We start from the raw sequence: 22,469 nt of genomic DNA on the forward strand, positions 1-22,469 counted from the left end.
CCAAACCGTTGCGGGGTCTCTTTATGGGGGTAGCATGCAGCCAGCAAATGACGATCACTGGCCGATGAAAAACTATGCAGATATTGCTCACGCGATTGTGGATCATCATTTCCCAAACGGTGGAGCACCCAGCGGGCTTAGGGTTTCAATAATGGATGCGCTGCACAAAATGGAAGACGTTGGCGTGAACTGGGCATTCCGCGCACACGACCACGATCCGGTGAAGTACAAAGGCCCGACAGCGCAGGAAATCATAGATTACTCGCTGGGGAAGTCTCCGAAAGAAGCAGGAAAAACAGAATGACATGCATTGTTGGGCTGGTCGAAAATGGTGATATCTATATCGGCGGCGATAGCGCTGGGGTTTCCGGTTCACTAATGACAGTGCGGAAAGACCCTAAGGTTTGTCGCGTGGGCGATTTTATCATCGGTTTCACTTCATCGTTTCGCATGGGGCAACTGCTGGCGCATTCGTTTGAGCCGCCCAAGCACTACGATGAGACAGATCTGTACGATTATATGGTCACGTCATTTGTCGATGCAGTTCGAGACTGTCTGAAGCGCGGCGGGTTCGCGCGCGTCGATAGCTCTGCGGAAGAAGGCGGGACTTTTCTGGTCGGTTATAAAGGGCGCTTGTTCGAGATCGAATCCGATTACCAAGTGGGAGAGGCGTTGAGCGGGTACGCCGCATGCGGTTGTGGCCGTGAGGTCGCCTTGGGTGCGCTATTCGCCACAAACGGCCAAAAGCCGAAGGATCGGATTAAGACAGCGCTTGAAGCTGCCGCGTCACTCAATGCCTATGTGCGGGCGCCATTCAATGTTCTTTCGGTGTGAAGGTCTCCAAAATTACGGGGTTTAGATAATTAGATCGTTGGTTAAGTGGCCGGTAAACTGGCCGGTTGATCAAGATAGGCGGAAAGTATGCCCAGACTCAAAAATGCAAGGCATGGCTTTTATGTCTATACGCTGACCGATGCCCGCAACGGCGAAGTATTCTATGTGGGTAAAGGATCTGGTGATCGCGACAAATCTCACATTCGTGATGCTCGCAGTTGGTGCGGTGTGAACCCATTTAAGACCCGGCGCATTCTCGAAATCGAAGCGGAGGGCGCAGGCGTGAAAATTGATCGTATCGTCACCGGCCTAACCGAAAGTCAAGCGTTTAGTCGCGAACGTGAAGAAATTGACAAGATTGGCATCGAAAATCTGACCAACATAAAACCGGGTCAGCGCAGCGACGATGAGCGCGCATTGCTTCAGATCGAACAAGGTCTAGCGCAGTTGGCGGGGCGGGTAGCTTCTGCCTTCAATGGAGTGCCAACAACCCAAGAACAATGGGCCGTGGCTTTCGGTGTTATCCGCGAGCTTCGCGAAATGAGGGTAAACATATTATCTGGAATGGCGAATACAGGAACAGAGCGGTTGGACAATGACCCTAACAGCGAAGCAACAACGGTTTGTTGATGAATTTCTTGTCGACCTCAATGCAACTCAAGCCGCTATTCGGGCAGGATATAGCCCAAAGACCGCTCGACAAGTTGCCAGTGAAAACCTGACAAAACCTAACATTGCTTCGGCAATCGCTGCGAGGCAAAAGAAATTGGCTGATAAGGCTGAATGGACAGCCGCTGAGAGGCTTTCTTCTCTCAAGGCTATCCATGATGCGCAAAAAGAAAATGACGCGCGTGTGGCCATTTCTGCCATCGCGGAGGCGAACAAGATGCAAGGGTCTCATGCCCCGGCTAAAAAAGAGATCGCCGGTCCGCACGGTGGTCCAATCCCAACCATGGATGTGACAAACCTGACCGATGACCAGCTTGCAGCACTCGAGGCCGCGTTCAGTGGCATTGCCGATGACACCGAAGGAGATGCTTCAGAAGGTTAGGGCCGAGCGTCAACGCCGAGATGCTGATAGCCGCATCGCTGAAGAAGCAGAAGCCGCTGGCGTGTCGTTGTCGGCGTATATTAAAGGCGCCTGGCATGTTTTAGAGCCGGGCCGGGCCTATTCCCATGGGTGGCATATTGATGCCGTATCTGACCACCTAAAGGCGGTGACCGACGACCAAATCAATCGGCTGATTATCAATGTGCCGCCTGGCACAATGAAGTCGCTGACGGTTGGTGTTTTCTGGCCGACCTGGGAATGGGGGCCGTTGAACAAGCCCTGGCTGCGCACGTTGGCCACGTCATATAAGGAATCGCTGGCCAAACGTGACAATATCAAGGCGCGCCGGTTGGTGCAGTCGGATTGGTACAGGGCGCGGTGGGGTAATCAGTTTGATCTGATGCCGGACCAAAATTCGACACTGAAGTTTGAGAATGACAAGTCCGGTTTTCGGGCTGCTATGTCCTTCGGATCTCTTACAGGTGAGCGTGGCGATCGCGTAATTATCGACGATCCGCTTTCGGTTGGCCAAGCGAAGTCCGACGCGGACAGGTTAAACGCGCAGGAAACGTTTCTTGAGGCGGTGCCCAACCGTTTGAGCGACCCCAAGAAATCGGCCATCGTCATTGTCATGCAGCGCTTGCATGAAGGTGATACAACCGGCGTGGCGCTGGCAAAAAAGCTTGGTTATGAGCATTTGATGCTTCCAATGGAGTATGAGCCGGAACGCCGCTGTTACACCGTTGTGAAGCCCTCACACATGAAGTCAAAGCCCATCAAGGCGCGCTACGATGCGCAAAAGCAAGTTTGGTATCCCGAAGATGCCGAAATCCCTGAGGGCCGCCGCGAGTATGTAGAAAAAGCGCAGATGAAGACGGTCTATTGTCAGGATCAGCGCACCAAAGACGGTGAATTGTTATTTGAAGACCGGTTTCCGCGCACCGTGGTTGAGCGCGACAAGGTTTCGCTGGGGTCTGTTGGTCATGCAGGACAAAACCAGCAACGCCCAGCGCCGCGTGGCGGGGGTATGTTCAAACGAGCATATTTCAACACCGTGAAAGCTGTTCCGGCAGGTACGGTTTTTTGTAGGGGTTGGGACTTGGCTGCAACAAAGGATAACCCGACTTCAGCCCGCACAGCCGGGGTGGTGATTGGCCGGATGCCTGATGGTCGATTTATCGTTGCCCACTGCACCGCGGAGCGAGAAACTCCGGGCGGCGTCCGAAAGCTGATCAAAAACACAGCCGATCAGGATGAAGCCAAATTCGCTGGTATTCGCATTTCATTGCCAAAAGACCCCGGTCAAGCGGGTAAGGATCAGGCGCAGCAACTCGTTACAATGTTGGCCGGTCACAATGTCCGGGCGACACCTGAAAGTGGCGACAAAATAACTCGCGCGGAGCCGTTTTCAGCTCAATGCGAAGCCGGAAACGTGGATATTCTCGAGGGCCCTTGGAACGAAATGTTTCTGGATGAAGTCGAAATGTTCCCCGGTGGCAAGCTGAAGGACATTGTCGATGCAAGCTCCCGGGCCTTTAACGAGATAGCGCCGGTTCAACAATTTGAATGGTACGTAGGATCGTAAGGACATATTTATGAAGCTTTTAGATCCCCGTACTTGGTTTAACCGCGAGGAAAAGTCTTCCTCTGCGGGCTTCGTCGTTTCTGGCGGACAGGTAGGTCAGCCCGTTTGGACCAAGCGGGACTTCGGCCAACTGTCCGAGGAAGCCTTTATCAGAAATGCGATCGGCTTCCGGTGTGTTTCAATGACTGCCCAGTGTGTCGCATCCATTCCTTGGATATTGAGCGACGGCAAGGGCAAGGATGTTGATGAGCACCCGATGCTTGATCTGTTGCACAAACCGGCGCCCGGCCATACCAAAGCTTGGCTGCTGGAGTCTTTGGCCACATATTGGCAGTTGGCTGGCAACTCATATCTCGAGGCTGTAGGGCCGTCGCGCCGAAAAGCGCCGCCCCGCGAGCTTTGGTCGTTGCGTCCCGATCGAATGAAAGTAATTGCGGGTCAAAATGGCTTGCCCCAGGCGTATCGATATGAAGCGGGCGGCAAGCATAAAGATTGGCAGGTCGACCCAGTAACCGGATTTTGTGAAGTCCTGCACGTTCGCCGCTTTCACCCAACCGATGATTGGTATGGCCTATCATTGGTGGAGCCTGCGGCCTATGCCGTCGACCGCCACAACGAGGCGGGCGCTCACAATATGGCCGTGCTGCAAAACGGGGCGACGCCTTCTGGCGCTATGGTTTTCAAACCGGTGAAAGGTGCCGATGGCATGTATCAATCGGCCCCTGAAGACGTGATCAAAGAGGCCGAAAAGCGGATGCTCGATCGGTATACAGGATCGCGAAACGCGGGGCGCCCGATGACCCTTGGCGGGAATGTGGATTGGGTAAGCTTCGGCATGACGATGGAGCAATTGCAGCTCACGGAATCCAAGCTCGACGCAGCGCGTGATATTTGTGCAGCGTTCGGGGTGCCGATTGAATTGCTGTTGCCTGGTCAATCGACATACAACAACAAGCGCGAGGCAAAGCTGGGCTATTATGAAGATACAGTTTTGCCCCTTTTCAATGACCTGACCGACCATCTCAATGGTTGGCTGTCTCCACAGTTTCAAGAAGATTTGTACCTGAAGCCTAATCTCGATGAGATTGAGGCGCTATCTCTTCGGCGCGAGCAACGCCAAGAGCAAACCACCAAGCTGTGGGACAGCGGGCTTATTTCGCGGGATGAAGGCCGCGAGGCCATGCAGTTCGAGCCGCAACCCGACATGCCGCAGCGCAAGGTGGACGGATCTGTTCTTTCGTCGCTGGTTAAGGCGGCACAGGATGAACCGGCAATGTATTTGCCACTGTTCACCTATTTGAAAAGCGTCGGCTTGATTGGTGATCAATCATTTGAAAACTGGTTGCTCGACGCTCCGGACATGGTCGGTGACGCAGAAGACGCTGTGGCCGCGCTTACTGACCAATCCGGCAACGAAGATGAGCAGGAATAAATCTGATGATGATCGGACGGGTAAGAGACGCGACGCGGGTGCTTGGTAAATCACAAGGGTATTTGGGGTTGCCGGTTCGTGACGAAATTGTCAATGACGGAACCGCGGGCATGTGCACCAGCATGGTGACGGCTTGGTATCCGAGCGTTGAAGAGTTGAAGGCTCTGGTGAATGGCGCACCAGTTCATTTGCGGGTTTTGGGCGCAGCTCACCCGCCAGTAAAAATTGAAGTTGGCCCGGAACCCGAGCCTTTACCGAAAACCGAAGGAGTGCAGGAATGATCCGCATTGAAACCAAAGACGGTCAGTTCAATGGTGAAATCGGGGGCGTCCTCGAGCTCGACACCAAAGCCGTAAATGAAGATGGCCAGTTCGAAGGCTATGCCTCCACATACGGCAATGTTGACAGCGGCGGGGATATCGTTCGCGCCGGCGCATTTGATGAAAGCCTGCGAAGTCGTCCGGCGTCGCGTGTACGTATGCTTTGGCAGCATGACACACGGTCACCAATTGGAACGTGGGTTCAAATGTCTTCCAATCAGAAGGGGCTGTTCGTTCGCGGTCAGTTGCTGCTGAGCACCCAAGCGGGCAAAGAAACCTATGAGATGATGAAGGCCGGGGCCATTGACGGTTTGTCGATCGGTTACCGGGTTACAGACTATGAATACGATCGGGACAATGACATTCGCACCATCACGCGTGCTGAATTGCTCGAAGTGTCTGTGGTTACCTTCGCAATGAATGAAATGGCCACGGTAAGCGCGGTGAAAAACGCAGCGAATATCAAGACCATTCGAGAATTTGAGACTTTCCTACGGGACGTAGGTGGGTTCTCTCACGCCCAGGCAAAATCGATTGCCAGTGGCGGATTTAAGTCGCTGGAGCCTCGGGACGAGGACGGCGCAATGAGTGCTGATGAAATCAGCGCACTTTCACAGCTCGCAGAAAAAATGCGAGCTTAGTTCTCTCCCAAAAAGGAATACCAAAATGAATAAGCACTTGCTTAAAGGCTCGGCTAGCGCTTCAGCGCGTCCAATCGAGCGCAAGAACGATAATGGCGGCGGTAATCGCGCCACAGGATCGGAGTCGAAGAACGCAATCGAAAACTTCATGCATGCGTTTGAAGAGTTCAAGCAGGCCAACGATGATCGTCTGTCGCAAATTGAAAAGATCGGCACCGCGGATATCCTGTCGGAAGAAAAAACCGAACGGATCAATGCTGTTCTGGATAAGTTCGAGGACGTGAACCAAAAGGCCACAATGGCTGAGAAGAATGCCAAGGCTCTCAAAGAGCTTCAGGAAAACTTCGACGCCCTCGAAACGGCCATCAAGCGGTCTCCTACAGGTAACACTGAAACCAAACAGGATCGCGTGAACGATTGGGCGCGGGCTGTTGTGGCACACCACATCATCGGCGCGGCCAATTTGTCGGAAAACCAGCGCAAGGCCATTGAAGATGTAGAGCAGGAGTGGAAGGCGTTGAACGTCGGCACTTCTAGTGCTGGCGGACACCTTGCGCCTGCCGAGTTCGTACGCGAGATCATCAAGGCCGAAACCCTGTTGAGCCCTGTTCGTTCACTTGCGCGGGTTCGCCAAACTGCCAACCGGTCCGTTGAAATTCCTAAGCGCACCGGTCAGTTTGCCGCGCAATGGGTTGCCGAGCATGGCAGCAAATCTGAAACCACTGGTTTGACCTATGGCTTGGAAGAAGTGCCAACTCATGAGTTTTATGCACTGATCGACATTTCCAACCAAATGCTTGAAGACAGCGCATTCAACATGCAAGCCGAGATCAGCGAAGAATCTTCAGAGCAATTCTCTGTAGCTGAAGGTACAGCATTCGTGACCGGCGACGGCATTGGTAAACCAGAAGGCTTCATGACAAACAGCAATGTTGGTGAGACCAACCAAGGCGAAGCTGCCGATTTGACTGACGGTGATGGCCTCTTGGAGCTTAAGCATGCGATTAAAACCGCATATGCGCGCAATGCTTCATGGGTAATGAACCGGACAACCATCGGCAAGGTCCGCCGTTTGAAAGACGGTTCGGGTAATTATCTGTGGATTCCAGGCGTTGCCCAGGGCGCACCCAATACCATCGATGGCGATCCCTATGTGGAAATGCCGGACATGCCAGATGTTGGCGCGGGCCTTTATCCGATCGCATACGGCGATTTCCGCCGTGCGTACACTTGGGTTGACCGGGTGACTATGGAAATGCTTCGCGACCCGTACACTCAGGCCACTTCCGGCAATGTCCGCTTCATCATGCGCAAGCGCGTGGGCGGTCAGGTTGTTTTGCCTGAGGCGATCCAAAAGCTGAAAATCTCCGCTTAACGAATTGGTTGGGGCTTCGGCCCCGGCCCCCGTTTAAATCCAAATAGGGAGTTAGCCAAATGGCATCTCGCGACCTACACAATATCATTCATCCGGTGCCTTTGATCGCCCCTGTGGCGGCCCGCACCGATAACACGGCCATTGTTTCGGCCATCATCGACACGTCTGGTTATGAGGCTTGTGAACTCGTTCTTATCACAGGCACCAACACAGATGCTGATGCGACCTTCGCAGTTTTGGTCGAGGACGGCGACAATGCGTCCCTGACCGACAACGCTGCTGTTGCTGACAGTCAATTGATCGGCACTGAAGCCGATGCGGGTTTCACGTTTGCTGATGACGTTGAGTGCCGCAAGATCGGTTACAAGGGCGGGAAGCGCTATGTGCGCATGACCGTTACGCCTTCGGGTAACGATTCTGGCAATATCTTTATTGCCGGTGTCGCGATCTTGGGTAATCCGCGTCACGCGCCGACTGACAACCCACCATCATAAAATAACGGGCGGGGCTGTGGTCCCGCCTTTTGCCTGATTTAAAAGGAGGGCCTCATGCCCAACACATCAAACTATGCTGAACAGGGCGGCGAAACATGGATTGTCGGTGGAACGCTAACCATCAACGGCACCTTGGTACTTGCCAGCGGCTCTACTTTCACTGATAGCCGCTTCATCGCTTCCGAGAGCGTGGCTGCCGATGAACTCGCCATTCCAGTCACCGCCCGTTATGTGGCCAAAACCACAGGTGCCGACGCGGAGGCGTTAACTCTTGCCGACGGGACACCGGGCCAAAAGATCAACATTGCATTGGTTGCTGATGGCGGCGGCGATGGCACGTTGACTCCGGCAACCTGTTCGGGGTTTGCGACAATCGTGTTTGCAGATGCTGGCGACATCGTTGATCTGGAATATGTCGACGACACGGTGGGGTGGATTTTGGTCGGCTCCGCTGGTGTTGCTGCGCCACCAGCAACTACGGTTTAAACCGATGTTTGTAGAACGCAAATCGGTTGATGTCACGACTGATGCGTCCGGCGATGGAACGGGTTATATCCCGGTCTCTCAAGGGCGCATCTGGTCCATTCATTATGTCAAAGACGATTATGCAACCGGCGTGGATTTTGACATCACGCTCGAGGCAACCGGCGAAAGCCTTTGGACCGAGACAGACGTGAATGCCAGCAAGTCAGATTATCCGGTTGCCCCTGCCAACCTGGATACAGGCGGCGCTTCGACACTAACCGAGGTGCCTATCGTTGCCGCCCATGACCGCATCAAGATCGTGGTCTCCAGTGGTGGCAACGCCAAAACCGGAAAATTCATTGCACTGATTGGATAAAATCATGACCGAACTTCATGTACTCAAAAACTTCACCTACTCAACAGACGGCGTTACGTCTCATGAGGCGAAAGTTGATGAAGTCCCGAACCCCGCAATTCCCGAGGATCTGCTTCCCGGCCTTTTGAAAGAACGGTACATCTCGCTCGATGGTGAGAAAAAGGCTCCGGGGGCCCCGGAAAACAAGATGAACTCAGGTTCTCAGGAAAACAAAGGGGGTGCAGGGGGCGACAACAACTCTGGCGTCTACACGGCCAAACATGTGGGCCGCGGTAGCTGGTTTATCTTCAAGGGTGATGAAAAGCTGCCTTTGAAATTGACAAAGGCCGATGCCAAAGCATTTAACAAACTGCCTCCCGAAAAACAGGCGGAGTTTGTTGAAGCGCAATTGGCCAACGAGTGATGTGTAACTGTCGGTCGTACAATCGCCCCGAGCTGGGCGGTTCTATGGCCGAGACACCCGTTAGATATCGGGATTTTTTCCCACACTCGCAAAAAGAGTTTGTTTGTCTGGACACCTGCATCGTTGAACAGGTGAAGGCGGTTTGGGCTGCTGGCATAGAAACGGGCGGTTGTTGTTGCGGGCATAATCATGCCGTTACGCCACAGTTGTTCGTGCGGTTTCCCAAAGACGTGGAACGCGCTTGCCAGGTTCTGGCTGAGACTGACTCCCGGGACTGGAATGTGCTGGTTTGGTCCAAGTCTGGCCAACCCCAACCAAGGATGGATCAATGACTGTTCGTCAAAACCTGACCATTCGGCAAAGCGAAACATGGTCATACGTTTATACCTACGGCGGGAGTTCTCCGATCGATCTAACCGGATATACCGCAACATTCAAAATCGCGGGTTGGGGAACCGGCAGCGTTGCCCTTGGTGGAGCGGCCGGGACGGTTACGCTTTCTCTTACATCAGCCCAAACAGAAGACTTGGGCGAAGGAAGTCTGACCGGATATGGCGCATTTGCCGATGCGGTCCTGGGCAACCGGGAGGAGTATGAACGGGACGAGCTGCAAGACATTGTGCGGGCCTACACGGTTCACATCACATCAGGCGCCGGTGATGTAACACGCATTCTAGAAGGCACGGCAACCATCATTCGCGACGTTGACGTTTAAGGGGAAACCAATGGCACTTACCGTTGAAGATGGCACCGGCGTCTCCGGCGCTGAAGCTTATGTTTCTGTTGCCGACGCTGACACCTATTGGGGTAACCGCACTCATTCAAGTTTTTATACGACTTGGAACGCAGCATCGTCCGGCGAAAAAGAGGGCGCGCTGCGCGAAGCAGCCGGTCATTTGGATGCTCGATATGGTCGGTTTTATCGCGGCCACCGCAAAGGATATGTTCAGGGCCTGCAATGGCCACGAAGCAATGCATTTGATGATGCGGGCTTTCTGCTGCCCGAACTGCCGCAAGAAATAGTGGATGCGAATGCGGATCTCGCCGTTCGGGCCTTGAGCGCTGCTCTTTCGAGCGATGCGGCCCGGGGCGGAATGGTGAAGCGAAACAAGGTTGACGGAGCGGTTGAGCGAGAGTTTTTTGAAGGCGCATCTCCAGAGACGAAATATGGCCAGATCGAAACCATGCTGGGGCCCGTTCTGAATGGCATGCAGCGCGGCGGAAGCTGGCACTGGAGGTAAGTCGTGGGCTTTTACGATGACATGCAAGCCGTTGCCACCGAACTGTTGACAGAGTTCAACCAAGGCACGGTCACCCTCAAGCGCACAACGCCCGGCGCACCAAACCCGGATGAACCCTGGGAGCCTGTCCCTGACAACACAGTCACCTATCGGCTGAACAGCACCACCAGGGCAGTGGCCGACAAGTTTATTGACGGGACCACAATCTTTGCCACCGATGCAATGGTGACAGCTTCTGCTGTCATGACCAAAACTCATGTTGACGGTTCGCCCGTCACAGAAGTTGAAGAGGCATTCGAGGCGAAGCCAGGCGACCAGATCAGCATTGATGGAAAAGAGGTCGAAGTCATCCGAACCATGCGCGTACCCAAGGCGGGAACGGCAATTGTTTGGAAGTTCATTGTAAGGGGATAAGAGTTGCATTCAGCGTTGGCTGAAGGTAATATTTGAACATGAAAACAACTTCATCAAATCAATGGCTACCTGATCCGACTAAAATAGCCGCTGGCATGGCTGAGTTCGCTAAATCAGTCAGGCTTTTGGGTCTTATCAAAAGCATAACTACCACTTCGCTAAACGGTGGCAAGAACGGCGCCCTCGTCGCGATCACGGTCAAGAAGGCAATCACAAAGCAAGAATGCGTTGATTTGATTGAGCGGTATAAGCCAAGGGCCGCGCCATATGGACAGGTTGCTATTCACATGCCTGTACCAGAAGGTCGAGCACTGGCTGGCGAAGTTCTGCCGTGGGGTGTGTTCAACTTTAAGAGCGGGGTTGCGTCCAAGGCGGGACTAAACTTCAATGACAGTTTGCTTGAATGATGGCGAACTTTGAAGTTCTCACATTTAATGAGCACTCTCAGAAGTGGGAGCCAGTCGAGCATGAAGGGTTTTCGATAGAGGGGACGGTTGAGGCTAAATTCACCGGGACAATTAAATCCGATCAAGTTGATTGGGTTGCTTGGTGGAAGTTTTGGGCAGAGGCGCAATAAGATCATGACAGTCATTCAGCACGGTCGAGATAGCTTTGAAGATACAATCGATAAGGCTTTTGGGTATCAAATCCAAACCGATGACGAGTTCTGTACCCGCCTTTGGTCATCACTCACCAATATAGAATGGTTGAGCGGTGAAAAGATCGTATCATATTCGTTTCGCGAAGCTGGTGGGTTGATCGCAGGTATTAGAGAAGATGGCAGCTATATAGATTGGTACTGTTCAGGTCCGGCTGCTTCGGTTGATGATCACATTGCTGAAACTTTAAAGCAACATGGCTGGAGATGGCAGCATGTAAAGACTGATGGTCCTGTGGTGACGGTGGACGACTTTGAAGCACTGGTTCAAAAGGAAGGCGTTATGTCTGCGCTGCGGGGAATTGGTGCGATACAGATCAAGACATGTTAGCCAAAGCCTGCCATACAATCAAAGTTCCCAGCCTCGCATAGCGGGGCTTTTTTTATGGGGTTAACATGGCGCGTAGACCATCACTCAGAAAGCAGATCGATGCTTTGCTGGACCGATATAATCCAGTTGTCAAAACGGCCTTTCTGGAGAGTATTGAAGACATTCGGTCAAATATCGTTTTACGGGTCTTCGCTGATCGATTGAAACGCGGTGACATTGATGGCGCGATCGATGCGCTCAACCTTGAAAGAGCGGCGTTTTCGGCCCTTGAGGCGGCGATCGCTCAGGCATATGCATCGGGCGGGGCGTCTATGGTCGGCAATATGCCAACTCTGATTGATGCCGAGGGCGAAAAGATTGTATTTCGGTTTGATGTGCGCAATCCGCGCGCAGAGCAGTGGCTAAGGGGGCATTCTTCAAACCTGATCACGCGGATCATTGACGAACAAAAAAACAGCATTCGCGATGTTCTGGTTGATGGGCTTTCGCGCGGACGTAACCCCAATCGCTTGGCGGTCGCTATCGTGGGTCGCGTTAATCGGGCCACAGGAAGGCGTACAGGCGGATTAGTCGGTTTGTCGGGCATTCAGTCGCAATATGTTCAATCGATGCGTGACGAGCTCGTCAGTGGCAGCAATGCAGCATTGCGAAATTATCTAAGCCGTGAATTGCGTGATCAGCGGTTTGACAGCACCGTTGCGAAGGCTTTGCGAGAGGGCAGAGCTTTGAATGCTGACACGATTGATCGGATCGCTGGCAGATACGCTGACCGGCTGTTGGCGCACCGTGGCGAAACCATTGCCCGCACCGAAAGCTTGGCGAGTATCAACGCCGCGCGCAAAGAAGGATTTCGCCAAGGGCTCGAAAAAACAAACTATGGGTCAGATCAGGTCATCCGCACTTGGGACAGCGCCGGGGATAGCAGGGTACGGCATTCGCACGACCTTATGGATGGTCAAACAGTTCAGGGATTGGAAGTTCCATACATCACACCAGATGGCGCAAGAATGATGCATCCCGGCGATACTTCGTTGGGGGCGCCAGCGAAAGAGATTGTCAACTGTCGGTGCATTGAACGTATCGAGATAGATGTGTTTGGAGAACAGGCCTAAATGCCCACATTCAGCGCGTCCATCTCCGCTTGGGTAAAGAAGTCCAGGCAAAGAATTGATGCCGTGGCAAGGGGGAGTGCGCAGGACGTTGCCCGCGGCGTTACCAAGCCGGTTGCTAAAGGCGGCCACATGCGAGTGGATACGGGGTTCTTGCGGGCCAGCTTTATGGCGTCAACGTCTTCAATGCCGCAAATTAACCCTTACGCTCGACCGCCTTCTGATGCACCGGAAGGGTCGTACAGCCCGAGTGAAGATGATGTTTCGTTGGTGATTGCCGGGTGGGACGCCGGGCGAGAGGTTCTGTTCCTGGGTTTTACCGCTTCTTATGCGATACCTCGAGAGTATGAAGATGGATTTGTTCGGCTTGAGGTGCAAAAGTGGCAGGAAACGGTAAATCGAAACGCTTCCAAGGCTATTCGCGCTTTTCCGTAAGGATCAAGAGGGCCCGTTGATAGCGTTCAAGGTCACATCTGGCGCTGGCCAGCAATAATTCAACGTCTTGGGTTTCGACAACTTTGCCGCCGAGCAACTCGCTTGCTTGGTGGAATAGATCATGGACTTGTTCCGTTGTCAGGGGCTTGTCGTCTTTTCTCATAAATGAGGTTGTAGCATGGCAACGCCAACACCGGAAGTCGCTATTTGGTTGGCGCTTAAAGCCAGGCTGGACGCTTTAACACTGTCGCCGGCACTGCAAATTGATTATCCGAACGAACATTTTACACCGCCAGCCGGTGAGAACTATCTGTCGGCCAATATCCTGCGCAATGATCCAAGTTTCGCGACCATGGGCAGCACAGGCAAAACCCGGCACCGGGGAATTTTCCAGATATTCCTTTACGCCAAAAAGGATCAAAATTTTGCTGTCGCTTCCGAAATCGCTGGCGACATTGCGAAGCACTTTGAACCGCCACTGGATCTGACAAACAACGGGTACACCGTGCGGGTCGATCGCCCGCCAACGGTAGGGTCGGATATTTCCCGGGCCGAAGATCCTAAAATGCGAATTCCAATCTCGATCCGCTATAGCGCGGACGCTAACCGAAGCTGAGGCAACCAATGACGATCAAAATGAAAGCGGCCAAGCGCTTCCGCTATGGCAAGCCGCTTGCTTGGCTAAACCCCGGCGACACTTACACGGTCGCCAATGAACCGTTGGCCAAAAATCACGAAAAATCAGGGCGCGGTGTCCGCGTCAATGATGAACTCAAGCCCAAAAAGAAAGGGGATTAAGTCATGGTACAAGGTCAACGATTTAAGCAGTCGTTGTGGTATGTCGAGGAATCTACTCCCGGCACCACACCAGTTACACCAACGCTGGTTGAAATCCCCATTGCGGGTCATCCTTCGTTGAACGTGGAAAAGGACAATTTCCAGTCCGAACGCATTGGCAACCGAAACCGGACGCATTTGCGGCACGGTACACGGCGGGCTGCGGGCGAAATCCCCATCGAGCTGGCATACGGTGATTTTGACGCCCTCTTTGAAAGCGTCATGTGTTCATCCTGGTCAACTGATGTGCTCAAGGTTGGGGAAACGCTCAAGTATTTCACGCTCGAGCGCCGCTTTGACGACATCTCAGAGTTTCAGCCATTTACCGGCTGCTTCATGAATGGCTTTAGCTTTTCAGCTCAGCCCAACGGCATGATCACCGGTGCTTTTAACGTCCTCGGACTGGGGGGCATGAGCGCAGCCGCTGCCACGGTGGCCACCACCTCGACCGCGACAGCGGGTAACGATCCGTTCGACGGCTTTACAGGCACTTTGACTGAAGGTGGCTCGGCCGCAAACATGACGGCTTTGGAACTGTCGATCAGCAACAACGGTGTTTTGCCATATGTAATTGGCTCAGATACCGCGCCCCACGCCAATATTGGGATGTTCGACGTGACCGGAACAGCAACAGCATTCTTTGAAACCGAAGCTCTGTTGAACAAGTTCTTGAATGAAACTGAAAGCGCTTTGACCGTCGAGTTTCAGGGCATCACAGGCGGGGATCTTCAGTTCGATATTTCCTCGCTCAAATACACTGCTGGCAGCATCACGGAAGCTGATGAGGGTTTGCTCGCTCAACTTCCGTTCACTGGCACCTACAACACTGGTGATGCTTCATCGCTGGTAATTACGCGCACCGCCGCATAAGGATCAAATATGACCAAGAATTTTGATTTTAACACCAATTTCGTCTCTGTCGACAGTCAAGAGAAAGGGGCGGAATTCGAAGTATATAGCGATGCTGGTGAACCGACCGGCATGTTTATCACTTTGGCCGGCCCAGACAGCACTCGCCGCAAAAAAACGCATGCCCGTCTTAAGGATTTTTATCTGAAGTTTGGCATCAGCGCGCAGAAGGACGATCCCAAAGGTCGGAAAGCTCGCCGGGCAGCAGCAGCTCAGGGTTCTAAATACACTGGCGACACCTCAAACGAATTGCATGCAATGCAAATGGAAGACGCTGTTGCAGCCACCATTTCATGGCGTTATCCTGATGGTTTCGAGGGGCCTAAGTGCACCGCTGAAAACGCGATCGTTCTTTATAGCAAACACCCGACACTGCTTGAGCAGGTTCTTGACGCTGCGGACGATCTCAACCGTTTTATGAAGAGCTGACGGAATCACTGGTAGAATGTATCTCGTTTAAGGCGAAATACGATTTGCCGGACGAGAATGGTTTTAGCCCCCGTCAGCACCTAGCTGCAATCGATCGAGATAGCGAGGAACCCGAACCTATATCGCACGAATATTTGATTGACTGGTTTCTCAGACTATCACGGCGTCGGCCAACTTCGACCAGCGGGTACGCGCCACTGACATTTGAGGGCATCGACGCTTGGGTGCGATTGAGTGGCGAGGCGCCGGAACCCTGGGAAATAATGATGATCGAAAAAATGGATGATGCCTGGTTGTCTGGCGTTGCCGAGGCACAAGCGAAAAGGCGTGATGCGAACACTTAGGGAGAACGGAATCCGCCCAATATGAGCGCATCATTGGCTTTTTCGAGGAATGCATCATCCATTTCGGAGCTGCCGAAACCGTATCCCGTAAACACTACCGATGAAGTGTCTTTGAAGTGGCATTCGATCGTTTCTTCGTAGTCTGCGCGCCCGTCGCGTTTCAGGGTCATTTTGACATCAACCAGAGGCTTGCCCAGGCTCGCATAATCAAGAACCTTATTGATCGTGACGTTGCTTGGCTTTCTCGCCATCGTTTTAACCAAATATGAGCAGGCTTCAGCTTGTGGCGTAAGCCCGCCAGCCAATGCCTGCGTCGAAAACAGCATCCCAAAAACAAGTATCGCCAACCGCATTTGTCGTCCTCTCAATTTGCGGAGGACGCTATCGCACATTGAAAGCGAGGGCAACTCATGATGGACTTGTCAGAACTAGGCCTTGCGATCAGCTCAGACGGCGTTGTGGTTGCGAATAATCGGCTGGAAGAGTTTGAAAAGCGCGGTTTTGGTGCCGAACGAGCTGCAAACCGACTGGCGCGAAGCGCTGCCAGAATGGCCGCCCAGTTTATCGCGGTGGCGGCGGCAACATTTAGCTTGAACAGGACAATCAACACCATTTCGGGTTTCGAGAAATCTATCTCGCAAGTGCAGGCCATCACCCGAGCTACGTCTGTTGAAATGGATCGACTGCGCGATGTGGCCCGAGAAATGGGCGCAACAACCGAGTTCAGCGCTTCGCAAGCAGCGGACGGCATGCGCTTTTTGGGTATGGCAGGTTTTACAGCGGCGGAAAGTATTGCATCTATCCCCGCTGTCTTGGATCTGGCAACGGCTTCATCGATGGGCTTGGCGCAATCCGCTGACATTACCTCGAATATCATGTCGGGTTTCGGCATTGTTGCGGAAAACTCGGCCGAAGTAACTGACGTTTTGGCCGCGGCATCTAGCCGGGCGAACACCAGCGTTTCGCAGTTGGGGCAGGCGATGTCAACGGTCGCGCCCATCGCATCGTCATTGGAAATCGAGCTTTCAGATACTGCTGCCGCAATCGGCGTTCTTTCTGATGCTGGTATTCAGGGAGAACGTGCCGGCACAGCAATGCGTGGGGTGTTGGCTTCATTGGCTGGCCCAACCAAGCAAGCTGAAGAAGTGTTGAAGCGCCTAGGCCTAACGATCCAAGATGTGAACCCAGCTACAAACGATTTGTCTGTTGTGCTTGCCAGGTTGCGCGAAGCAGGTCTTTCCACCGCTGACGCCATGACAATCTTTGGTCGTGAAGCTGCAAGTGGTGCCTTGGTGCTGGTTGAAGCAGCCGATCGGGTGAGCGAGTTCGGTGAAGAACTGTCTAAGGTCGATGGCGAAGCCAAGAGAATGGCCGAAACCATGCGAGACAATTTGGGCGGTGACCTGAAAACTTTGGCGTCAACGATTGAATCAGTGATCTTGACCATGGGCGAAGCCGGGTTGACCGGTGTTTTGCGCGCATCAACACAGGCTTTGACCGAAATGTTCCGGGCGCTTGGCGATAATATGGACAACGTAATCATAGTCATTGCGACATTGAGTGCTGGTTTAGGCGCATACGCATTGGCCGCGGGCGGTGCCGCGATCGCCACAGGCACACTCACAGTCGCGGTCGGAACGTTTGCCACAACCTTGGCCGTTTTGACTGGCCCCGCGGGCTTGTTCGCACTGGCCGTTGCCGGACTGACAGGATTTGTGCTTTGGACCGGCAAGTCAAAGGACGCGATGCTTGATTATAACGACGTTGCGGCTGACCTTGTTGAAGTCCAGGGTAAACTTGAGCAAAGCTCCGGTGATGTTTCTGAAGCATTGGCCACCGAGGCCCGGGAAAAACTGAACTCGGCTGAAGCAGCGCTCGAGCTGGCAGCAGCCGACCGGGAAGCAACGCTTGCACATATCCAATACCAAAAAGCATTGCAGGCCGGTGCCAATGCATTGGAAGAAACATATGGGACGATCTCTGCCGGCACGATCGTTTCCAACAGCCAAGGCGAGATTGATGCTGCAATGGCGGAGCTTGATCGCATTCAATCCAAGATTGACGAAATCAACGCCAAAAAGGTTCAAATCGAGATTGTGGTTGGAACCGTTCTATCCGGCAGCTTGGTGGGCGAGCAATTCGCTTCAGCACAAGAAACAGTGAAAACCGAAGAAACGGATTCAGGTGGTGGGGGCACCGTCAGCACCGGTGGAGGTGCGGGCACCACATATTCTGATCTCATCGCAATGGCGCAAGAGCGTATCGATCAGTTGGCGGTAGAGGCTGAAGCACTTCAGCTCACGACCGGCGCGGCTGCAGCTCTAAGATTTGAGCAAGAAATGATTGCCCAGGCCGCAAATGACAATATCGCGCTTGGCCCAGCGCAACTTGAGCAAATCGCTTTGCTTGGGGAAGAAATGGCCAAGGCTAAACTCAAGGTTGAAGGGGTGCAGCTCGCGCTGTCGCAACGTTCGCCCTGGGAAATTGCCCGCGACGAAATTGCCCAATTGAACGAAATGCTCAAGCTTGGCGCGATTGAGTGGGACACATACGCTCATGCGGCGTTCCAAGCCAAAGCGGAAGTGGCAGCTTCAGCACTCGGGCTGGCGAGTGGCCTTTCTGGCGCGCTTGCTCAAATGTTCAAGGACAATAAAGCTTTCGCGATCGCAAATGCCGTGGTCAACACGGCTGAAGCGGTAACAAAGGCCTTGGCCACTTATGGCCCCACGCCTTGGGGTTTCGCTGCTGCTGGTGTGGCGGCCGCGTCAGGCGCTGCCCAAATCGCGGCAATTTCGAGCGCTCAACGGGGGTCGGGATCAGTTCCGAGCGTCAGCGGCGGCGGTCAATCTTCGGCGCCGCAACAGACAGCGCCAGCGACAGAGCCCCAGCGCACAACCAATGTGACTTTGGTCGGAAATGGGTTTTCACCTGAACAGATCGTCGAATTGCTTAATGAAGCATTGGGCGATGGTCATAAAATCAATGTAAACACGGCGGCTTAATTTATGAGCATTGTCTTTTCAGGTGCGTATACGCTCGCGCGGGCCACAGATGCCGAGTCCGGGCTGCCGCGTATCTACCACCACAATCTCGTGGCGTTCGATACGATCACGGCCGAGCAGGAGACGACAGCCAATCCAGCCACCAACCTGGCCAATTCCGACACCAGCCTTTCGTGGAAATCGGGAAGTACCGCGAGCCAAAAACTGACGGTGCTTTTCGATTACACCGATCCGATCGATTATGTCGCGTTCGCACGGCACAATTTCGCTGATGGTGGCGCTTCAATTACCTCGATTGAAATTCTCGATCCGGGGGGCGATCCTGATACGCCGGGAGATTGGACGGAGGTCGTGGGGGCCAATGTTCTGGCTGACAATCTGGCCACAGTGTTTCAGTTCACGGCCACAGTTGCCAACGGTCTTCGCATTACTTTGAACCCGGGCACGGTAGCACCCGAAGCGGCTGTTATGTATTGCGGCACATCTTTGCCCCTAACATACGGTTTGCCAGTTGGTCACATGCCGATCAAATACGCCCGGCAATCGCGGGGTTTCGGAGCAACAGCAGAAAGCGGCGATCGGCTGGGCTATGTTGAATTGGGCGCGACCCTATCGGGCAATATCGTGCAAAAGGATTTGGACCCTGTTTGGTATAGGGAAAATCTAAAAGACATTGGAATGGAAGGAAAACGTTCGACGTTCTTTTTCGCGTGGGACCCAGAGAATTACCCGGACGAGGTGGCTTACTGTTGGACGACCAATAATCCCATACCGATCATCAATCGGGTAACAGGAGAAATTGATATTACGTTCGAAGTTGACGGACTGGCCATATGACACAATCGGTTGCCTACGTCGAAATCGACATTGACTATTGCTCGTTAACCTATGGCACATCGCCTTGCACGGCGGCCATAGGCGTAACAGGCACAAAGAAGTGCTTTAACAGCCTCAAGACGTGCCAGGACCGCGCCAATTTTACCAATAGTCCAGTGACCTTGCGCTTTGGCACCAACACCGATTTTGATGCTTTGCCGTATCTGGCGGGGTTTAGCTTTCAACCGGGTAGAATTGCGCCTGGGAAAAGCTTGGGTGTTCGATCCTCTTTGACTGTCACGCTTTCTGATCATCCCCATTCAGACACTGGCGATGGATATGACAAATATATCAGCGACCGCGGAATCGATCCGTACACGCAGGGGACACATTGGGGAAAGTTTCGTCCGCGTCAGCCTTACCTTAGAGCGCGGACCCTGAGGTATATACAGGGCGTCAAGGGGCAAGACATCGCGGATATGGAAACCCGCACCTTCACGATTGAGGGGTTTAACGGTCCTAACCGTGATGGCAAATACACGATCACTGCGAAAGACGATCTTAAGCGGGCAGATGGCGACCGCGCATTGTATCCAGCACTTTCTCCCGGGTCTTTGATCGCGGACATTACCAGCGGCGACACCAGTGCAACGCTCAGCCCATCTGGTATTGGCGACAGTGATTATCCAGCGTCAGGATATGTGACGATCGGCGGCAAGGAAATTTGCTCCTTCACTCGCTCAGCGGACGTGCTCACATTGACACGCGGGCAATACAACACCGACGCGATAGCGCATTCTGGCGGCGACCGTGTGCAGGTGGGCAAAGAATATTTAGCACAAGACCCGGCCGATGTTTTGAATGATCTATTGGTCAACGGTGCCGGGGTCGATGCAAGTGAAATACCGCTGAGTGAATGGCAAACCGAAACTACTGACTATTATGGACGGGTGATCTCCGCACTAATCCCTGAACCGACACCAGTTGACCAGTTGGCTTCGGAGATTATTGAGCAGTGCGGCTTGATGGTGTGGTGGGATGATCTGGAGCCCGAGGTGCGTTTGCGCGTATTGCGTGAAATCCCGACCGATGCTCTGCGCTTTGATGACACAAAAATCTTGCAAGGCTCGCTGCAAATCACCGAGCAACCGAATGAACGCGTGAGCAGGGTTGAAACATATTACGGGATGCGTAACCCGGTAGAAAGCATCAAAAACAAAGATAACTATCGGGCGTCTGAGCTTTATATTGACACAGAAGCAGAGGAAAACGACGGGAAGGCCATCCGGCAAATCCACAGCCGGTGGATCGCAACTGGGGGCAGTGCGGCGGCTGAGCGCGTTAATAAGCTTATCATCGGTATGTATCGTGATGCGCCACGCAAATTCACGTTCAATATTTACCGCCACAGCGACCAAGAACCCAAAATGGGCGATGGCTGCATTATTTCGGACCCTATGTTGGTGACGGACGAGGGCGTGAGAGTTGATGTGCCTGCGCAAATCCTGAGGGTTAGCCCAAGGCGCGACTATTACGAAATCGAAGCGCAAGAATTTCTATTCGATGACATTGAGCCGCTTGATCCCAATGATCGACCAATCACAATCAGCTCGAACGATTCTGACGTAAATCTGCGCACTTTGCATGATGCGCTTTATCCGGCGCCAACTGGCGGCGAGGTTGTAACCCTCAATGTCAATTCAGGTGTGGTGATAAAGGCCAATGCGGTTTCGACATATGCGCTGAATATTGGCAGTTGGCCGGAACTTGACACAACGGGTGATATAACTAACGGGTCGGCGGTAGTAACCAATATCCCGGACACATCTTCGCTGGTTGCCGATATGTTTGTGAGTGGCGTCGGAATACCGGACGGCACAAAGATATTGAGTGTAGACAGCGGCACTCAAGTTACATTGGACGCTAACGCTACCAGCACAGCAACGACAAGCGCTATTAAATTCCACTTGGTCCGCATTACCGTTAATCAGAACGGCGTCTTAACAGGCAAAGGCGGCAAAGGCGCGAACGGGCGCGGAGGCGACAACAACCCTGGTTATGATGGGCAGGACGGGGGTGATGCTTTCTATCTTCGCTATCCAATCAATCTCAACGCCGATTCCGGCGCAACGATCCAAGGCGGAGGCGGCGGAGGCGGCGGGGGCGCTGGTGATTATATAGGCTGGTTCGGACCTCAAGCAAACGGGGGCGGCGGAGGCGGCGGAGCTGGCTACGGCTTAGGCGGCACTGGTGCGCCCGGCGCGCAAAATGGCGCCGCTGGCGGGCTAGACACTGGCGGCGCGGGCGGTAATTCAAATCAGGGTCAGCCAGCAGGTGATGGCGGGGATCGCGCCCAAGTGGGCGGTGATGCGTCGGATAGTCCAATTACGGGCGGTGACGGCGGCGCGGCGGGGCAAGCCGTTGATGGCTGGTCCTATGTCTTAGAAGGCACGTTCTCAGGCACCTATTACGGGGCGAAAGTCAACTAAATGGCAAATCAGGAAAAGCGCAAGCGCGTTGCTCTTACAATTAAGGGCGGCGGCAAAAGTCGTGCGCGAAACAATGGCGGTGGCAAGCGTTTAATCGCGCCAGACCGCATTATAGGCATCGTTCAGGACCAAAATGACACCTGGGTGCGGCACGAGTACGAAAACACAGATATCTCCGCACAAGAGGGCTTAGAAGCGCTCCTGGCGCAAGCTGGCGATGAACTGATCAAGTTGACACCCATAGGCTTTGCAAACGGGCAAGGCGAAGCGGTTCATCGATATGGCGATCAAATAGCAGTCAACGTGGATTTTCTCACAATCCTGTCGGATCAGGACGAGCGCGGCGCGATTGTCGCAATCGATGGGTGTCAGCGCGAAATCGTCGTGAGTGAGACGATTTCACAGATCGAGGCACTAATCAATGGCGTTTGAAAATGACGGTTGCACCGGCTGATTTGATGGCTGGCCGGGCGGTCCTT

Annotated in this window: 31 protein-coding genes; 29 read left to right on the forward strand and 2 right to left on the reverse strand. The window is 53.5% G+C overall.

Annotated elements, in window-relative coordinates; translation table 11 throughout:
* Positions 1-34 precede the first annotated feature (34 nt).
* From MXMO3_RS08905 to MXMO3_RS09005, 20 genes are all read left to right on the forward strand, one after another.
* Entirely contained in the window at positions 35-304 is a 270-nt protein-coding gene (locus tag MXMO3_RS08905; RefSeq protein ID WP_117395658.1) for a hypothetical protein, read from the forward strand.
* Complete coding sequence (locus MXMO3_RS08910) at positions 301-834, forward strand: hypothetical protein (protein ID WP_117395659.1); 534 nt, start codon at positions 301-303, stop codon at positions 832-834. Before MXMO3_RS08905 ends, MXMO3_RS08910 begins: the two co-directional genes overlap by 4 nt.
* Before the next feature lie 87 nt (positions 835-921).
* Positions 922-1,464, forward strand: a complete 543-nt coding sequence (locus tag MXMO3_RS08915) for a GIY-YIG nuclease family protein (protein ID WP_117395660.1) — start codon at positions 922-924, stop codon at positions 1,462-1,464.
* Positions 1,430-1,885 carry a terminase small subunit gene (locus MXMO3_RS08920; protein WP_117395661.1) on the forward strand — a complete coding sequence of 152 codons (456 nt, stop codon included), beginning with the start codon at positions 1,430-1,432 and terminating at the stop codon, positions 1,883-1,885. Before MXMO3_RS08915 ends, MXMO3_RS08920 begins: the two co-directional genes overlap by 35 nt.
* Positions 1,854-3,470 (forward strand): phage terminase large subunit, encoded by a 1,617-nt coding sequence (gene terL, locus MXMO3_RS08925; RefSeq protein WP_205468004.1) that lies wholly within the window; start codon positions 1,854-1,856, stop codon positions 3,468-3,470. The genes MXMO3_RS08920 and terL overlap by 32 nt, the downstream gene beginning before the upstream one ends.
* Before the next feature lie 10 nt (positions 3,471-3,480).
* A complete protein-coding gene (locus tag MXMO3_RS08930) occupies positions 3,481-4,902 on the forward strand; it encodes a phage portal protein (RefSeq protein WP_117395662.1) in 1,422 nt (473 codons plus the stop codon).
* A gap of 5 nt (positions 4,903-4,907) precedes the next feature.
* A complete protein-coding gene (locus MXMO3_RS08935) occupies positions 4,908-5,183 on the forward strand; it encodes a hypothetical protein (protein ID WP_117395663.1) in 276 nt (91 codons plus the stop codon).
* The gene (locus MXMO3_RS08940) at positions 5,180-5,863 is read left to right on the forward strand and encodes an HK97 family phage prohead protease (RefSeq protein WP_117395664.1); all 684 of its coding nucleotides are present in this window, start codon (positions 5,180-5,182) and stop codon (positions 5,861-5,863) included. Before MXMO3_RS08935 ends, MXMO3_RS08940 begins: the two co-directional genes overlap by 4 nt.
* Positions 5,864-5,888: 25 nt before the next feature.
* Positions 5,889-7,238, forward strand: a complete 1,350-nt coding sequence (locus MXMO3_RS08945) for a phage major capsid protein (RefSeq protein ID WP_245985710.1) — start codon at positions 5,889-5,891, stop codon at positions 7,236-7,238.
* Positions 7,239-7,297: 59 nt separating this feature from the next.
* A complete protein-coding gene (locus tag MXMO3_RS08950; protein ID WP_117395665.1) occupies positions 7,298-7,732 on the forward strand; it encodes a hypothetical protein in 435 nt (144 codons plus the stop codon).
* A gap of 54 nt (positions 7,733-7,786) precedes the next feature.
* Positions 7,787-8,218 carry a hypothetical protein gene (locus MXMO3_RS08955; RefSeq protein ID WP_117395666.1) on the forward strand — a complete coding sequence of 144 codons (432 nt, stop codon included), beginning with the start codon at positions 7,787-7,789 and terminating at the stop codon, positions 8,216-8,218.
* A gap of 4 nt (positions 8,219-8,222) precedes the next feature.
* Positions 8,223-8,573 carry a hypothetical protein gene (locus tag MXMO3_RS08960; protein WP_117395667.1) on the forward strand — a complete coding sequence of 117 codons (351 nt, stop codon included), beginning with the start codon at positions 8,223-8,225 and terminating at the stop codon, positions 8,571-8,573.
* A gap of 4 nt (positions 8,574-8,577) precedes the next feature.
* Positions 8,578-8,976, forward strand: a complete 399-nt coding sequence (locus tag MXMO3_RS08965; protein WP_117395668.1) for a hypothetical protein — start codon at positions 8,578-8,580, stop codon at positions 8,974-8,976.
* Between the two features lie 328 nt (positions 8,977-9,304).
* On the forward strand, positions 9,305-9,691 hold the full coding sequence (locus tag MXMO3_RS08975; RefSeq protein ID WP_117395670.1) for a hypothetical protein: 387 nt from the start codon (positions 9,305-9,307) through the stop codon (positions 9,689-9,691).
* A gap of 10 nt (positions 9,692-9,701) precedes the next feature.
* The gene (locus MXMO3_RS08980; protein ID WP_117395671.1) at positions 9,702-10,217 is read left to right on the forward strand and encodes a DnaT-like ssDNA-binding protein; all 516 of its coding nucleotides are present in this window, start codon (positions 9,702-9,704) and stop codon (positions 10,215-10,217) included.
* Between the two features lie 3 nt (positions 10,218-10,220).
* Entirely contained in the window at positions 10,221-10,631 is a 411-nt protein-coding gene (locus MXMO3_RS08985) for a hypothetical protein (RefSeq protein WP_117395672.1), read from the forward strand.
* 32 nt (positions 10,632-10,663) lie between these two features.
* Positions 10,664-11,038, forward strand: a complete 375-nt coding sequence (locus MXMO3_RS08990; protein ID WP_162889199.1) for a hypothetical protein — start codon at positions 10,664-10,666, stop codon at positions 11,036-11,038.
* A 174-nt stretch (positions 11,039-11,212) separates the two neighbouring features.
* Positions 11,213-11,620, forward strand: a complete 408-nt coding sequence (locus MXMO3_RS08995) for a hypothetical protein (RefSeq protein ID WP_117395674.1) — start codon at positions 11,213-11,215, stop codon at positions 11,618-11,620.
* A 65-nt stretch (positions 11,621-11,685) separates the two neighbouring features.
* Entirely contained in the window at positions 11,686-12,732 is a 1,047-nt protein-coding gene (locus tag MXMO3_RS09000) for a phage minor head protein (protein ID WP_117395675.1), read from the forward strand.
* Positions 12,733-13,164 carry an HK97 gp10 family phage protein gene (locus tag MXMO3_RS09005; protein WP_117395676.1) on the forward strand — a complete coding sequence of 144 codons (432 nt, stop codon included), beginning with the start codon at positions 12,733-12,735 and terminating at the stop codon, positions 13,162-13,164. It abuts the gene before it with no gap.
* On the opposite strand, the gene MXMO3_RS09010 is transcribed toward MXMO3_RS09005, so the two are convergent.
* Positions 13,145-13,327, reverse strand: coding sequence for a hypothetical protein (locus MXMO3_RS09010; RefSeq protein WP_117395677.1), 183 nt, complete (start codon positions 13,325-13,327; stop codon positions 13,145-13,147). The two genes, MXMO3_RS09005 and MXMO3_RS09010, sit on opposite strands and share 20 nt — an antisense overlap.
* Positions 13,328-13,342: 15 nt before the next feature.
* Between MXMO3_RS09010 and MXMO3_RS09015 the strand changes: the two genes are divergently transcribed.
* From MXMO3_RS09015 to MXMO3_RS19105, 5 genes are read left to right on the forward strand one after another with little or no spacing between them, the layout of a single operon-like run.
* Complete coding sequence (locus tag MXMO3_RS09015; RefSeq protein ID WP_117395678.1) at positions 13,343-13,780, forward strand: phage tail terminator-like protein; 438 nt, start codon at positions 13,343-13,345, stop codon at positions 13,778-13,780.
* 8 nt (positions 13,781-13,788) lie between these two features.
* A complete protein-coding gene (locus MXMO3_RS18670) occupies positions 13,789-13,962 on the forward strand; it encodes a hypothetical protein (RefSeq protein ID WP_162889200.1) in 174 nt (57 codons plus the stop codon).
* A 3-nt stretch (positions 13,963-13,965) separates the two neighbouring features.
* The gene (locus MXMO3_RS09020) at positions 13,966-14,871 is read left to right on the forward strand and encodes a phage tail tube protein (RefSeq protein WP_117395679.1); all 906 of its coding nucleotides are present in this window, start codon (positions 13,966-13,968) and stop codon (positions 14,869-14,871) included.
* 9 nt (positions 14,872-14,880) lie between these two features.
* The gene (locus tag MXMO3_RS09025) at positions 14,881-15,339 is read left to right on the forward strand and encodes a hypothetical protein (protein WP_117395680.1); all 459 of its coding nucleotides are present in this window, start codon (positions 14,881-14,883) and stop codon (positions 15,337-15,339) included.
* A gap of 44 nt (positions 15,340-15,383) precedes the next feature.
* Entirely contained in the window at positions 15,384-15,683 is a 300-nt protein-coding gene (locus tag MXMO3_RS19105) for a phage tail assembly chaperone (RefSeq protein WP_425462117.1), read from the forward strand.
* Here the strand turns inward: MXMO3_RS19105 and MXMO3_RS09030 are convergent.
* On the reverse strand, positions 15,680-16,036 hold the full coding sequence (locus MXMO3_RS09030) for a hypothetical protein (RefSeq protein WP_117395681.1): 357 nt from the start codon (positions 16,034-16,036) through the stop codon (positions 15,680-15,682). The genes MXMO3_RS19105 and MXMO3_RS09030 overlap by 4 nt on opposite strands.
* A gap of 57 nt (positions 16,037-16,093) precedes the next feature.
* On the opposite strand from MXMO3_RS09030, the gene MXMO3_RS09035 reads away from it, so the two are divergent.
* Genes MXMO3_RS09035 through MXMO3_RS09050 form a run of 4 tightly spaced genes read left to right on the forward strand, consistent with a single transcriptional unit; the run spans position 16,094 to position 22,422 of the window.
* Positions 16,094-18,685: a phage tail tape measure protein gene (locus MXMO3_RS09035; protein ID WP_117395682.1), complete on the forward strand. Its 2,592-nt coding sequence runs from the start codon at positions 16,094-16,096 to the stop codon at positions 18,683-18,685.
* 3 nt (positions 18,686-18,688) lie between these two features.
* Positions 18,689-19,522, forward strand: a complete 834-nt coding sequence (locus MXMO3_RS09040) for a hypothetical protein (RefSeq protein WP_117395683.1) — start codon at positions 18,689-18,691, stop codon at positions 19,520-19,522.
* Positions 19,519-21,990, forward strand: a complete 2,472-nt coding sequence (locus MXMO3_RS18885; RefSeq protein WP_117395684.1) for a hypothetical protein — start codon at positions 19,519-19,521, stop codon at positions 21,988-21,990. The genes MXMO3_RS09040 and MXMO3_RS18885 overlap by 4 nt, the downstream gene beginning before the upstream one ends.
* On the forward strand, positions 21,991-22,422 hold the full coding sequence (locus tag MXMO3_RS09050; protein WP_117395685.1) for a hypothetical protein: 432 nt from the start codon (positions 21,991-21,993) through the stop codon (positions 22,420-22,422). It abuts the gene before it with no gap.
* The last annotated feature ends 47 nt before the right edge of the window (positions 22,423-22,469 follow it).

It is taken from the genome of Maritalea myrionectae (assembly GCF_003433515.1).
Taxonomy (GTDB): Bacteria; Pseudomonadota; Alphaproteobacteria; order Rhizobiales; family Devosiaceae; genus Maritalea; species Maritalea myrionectae.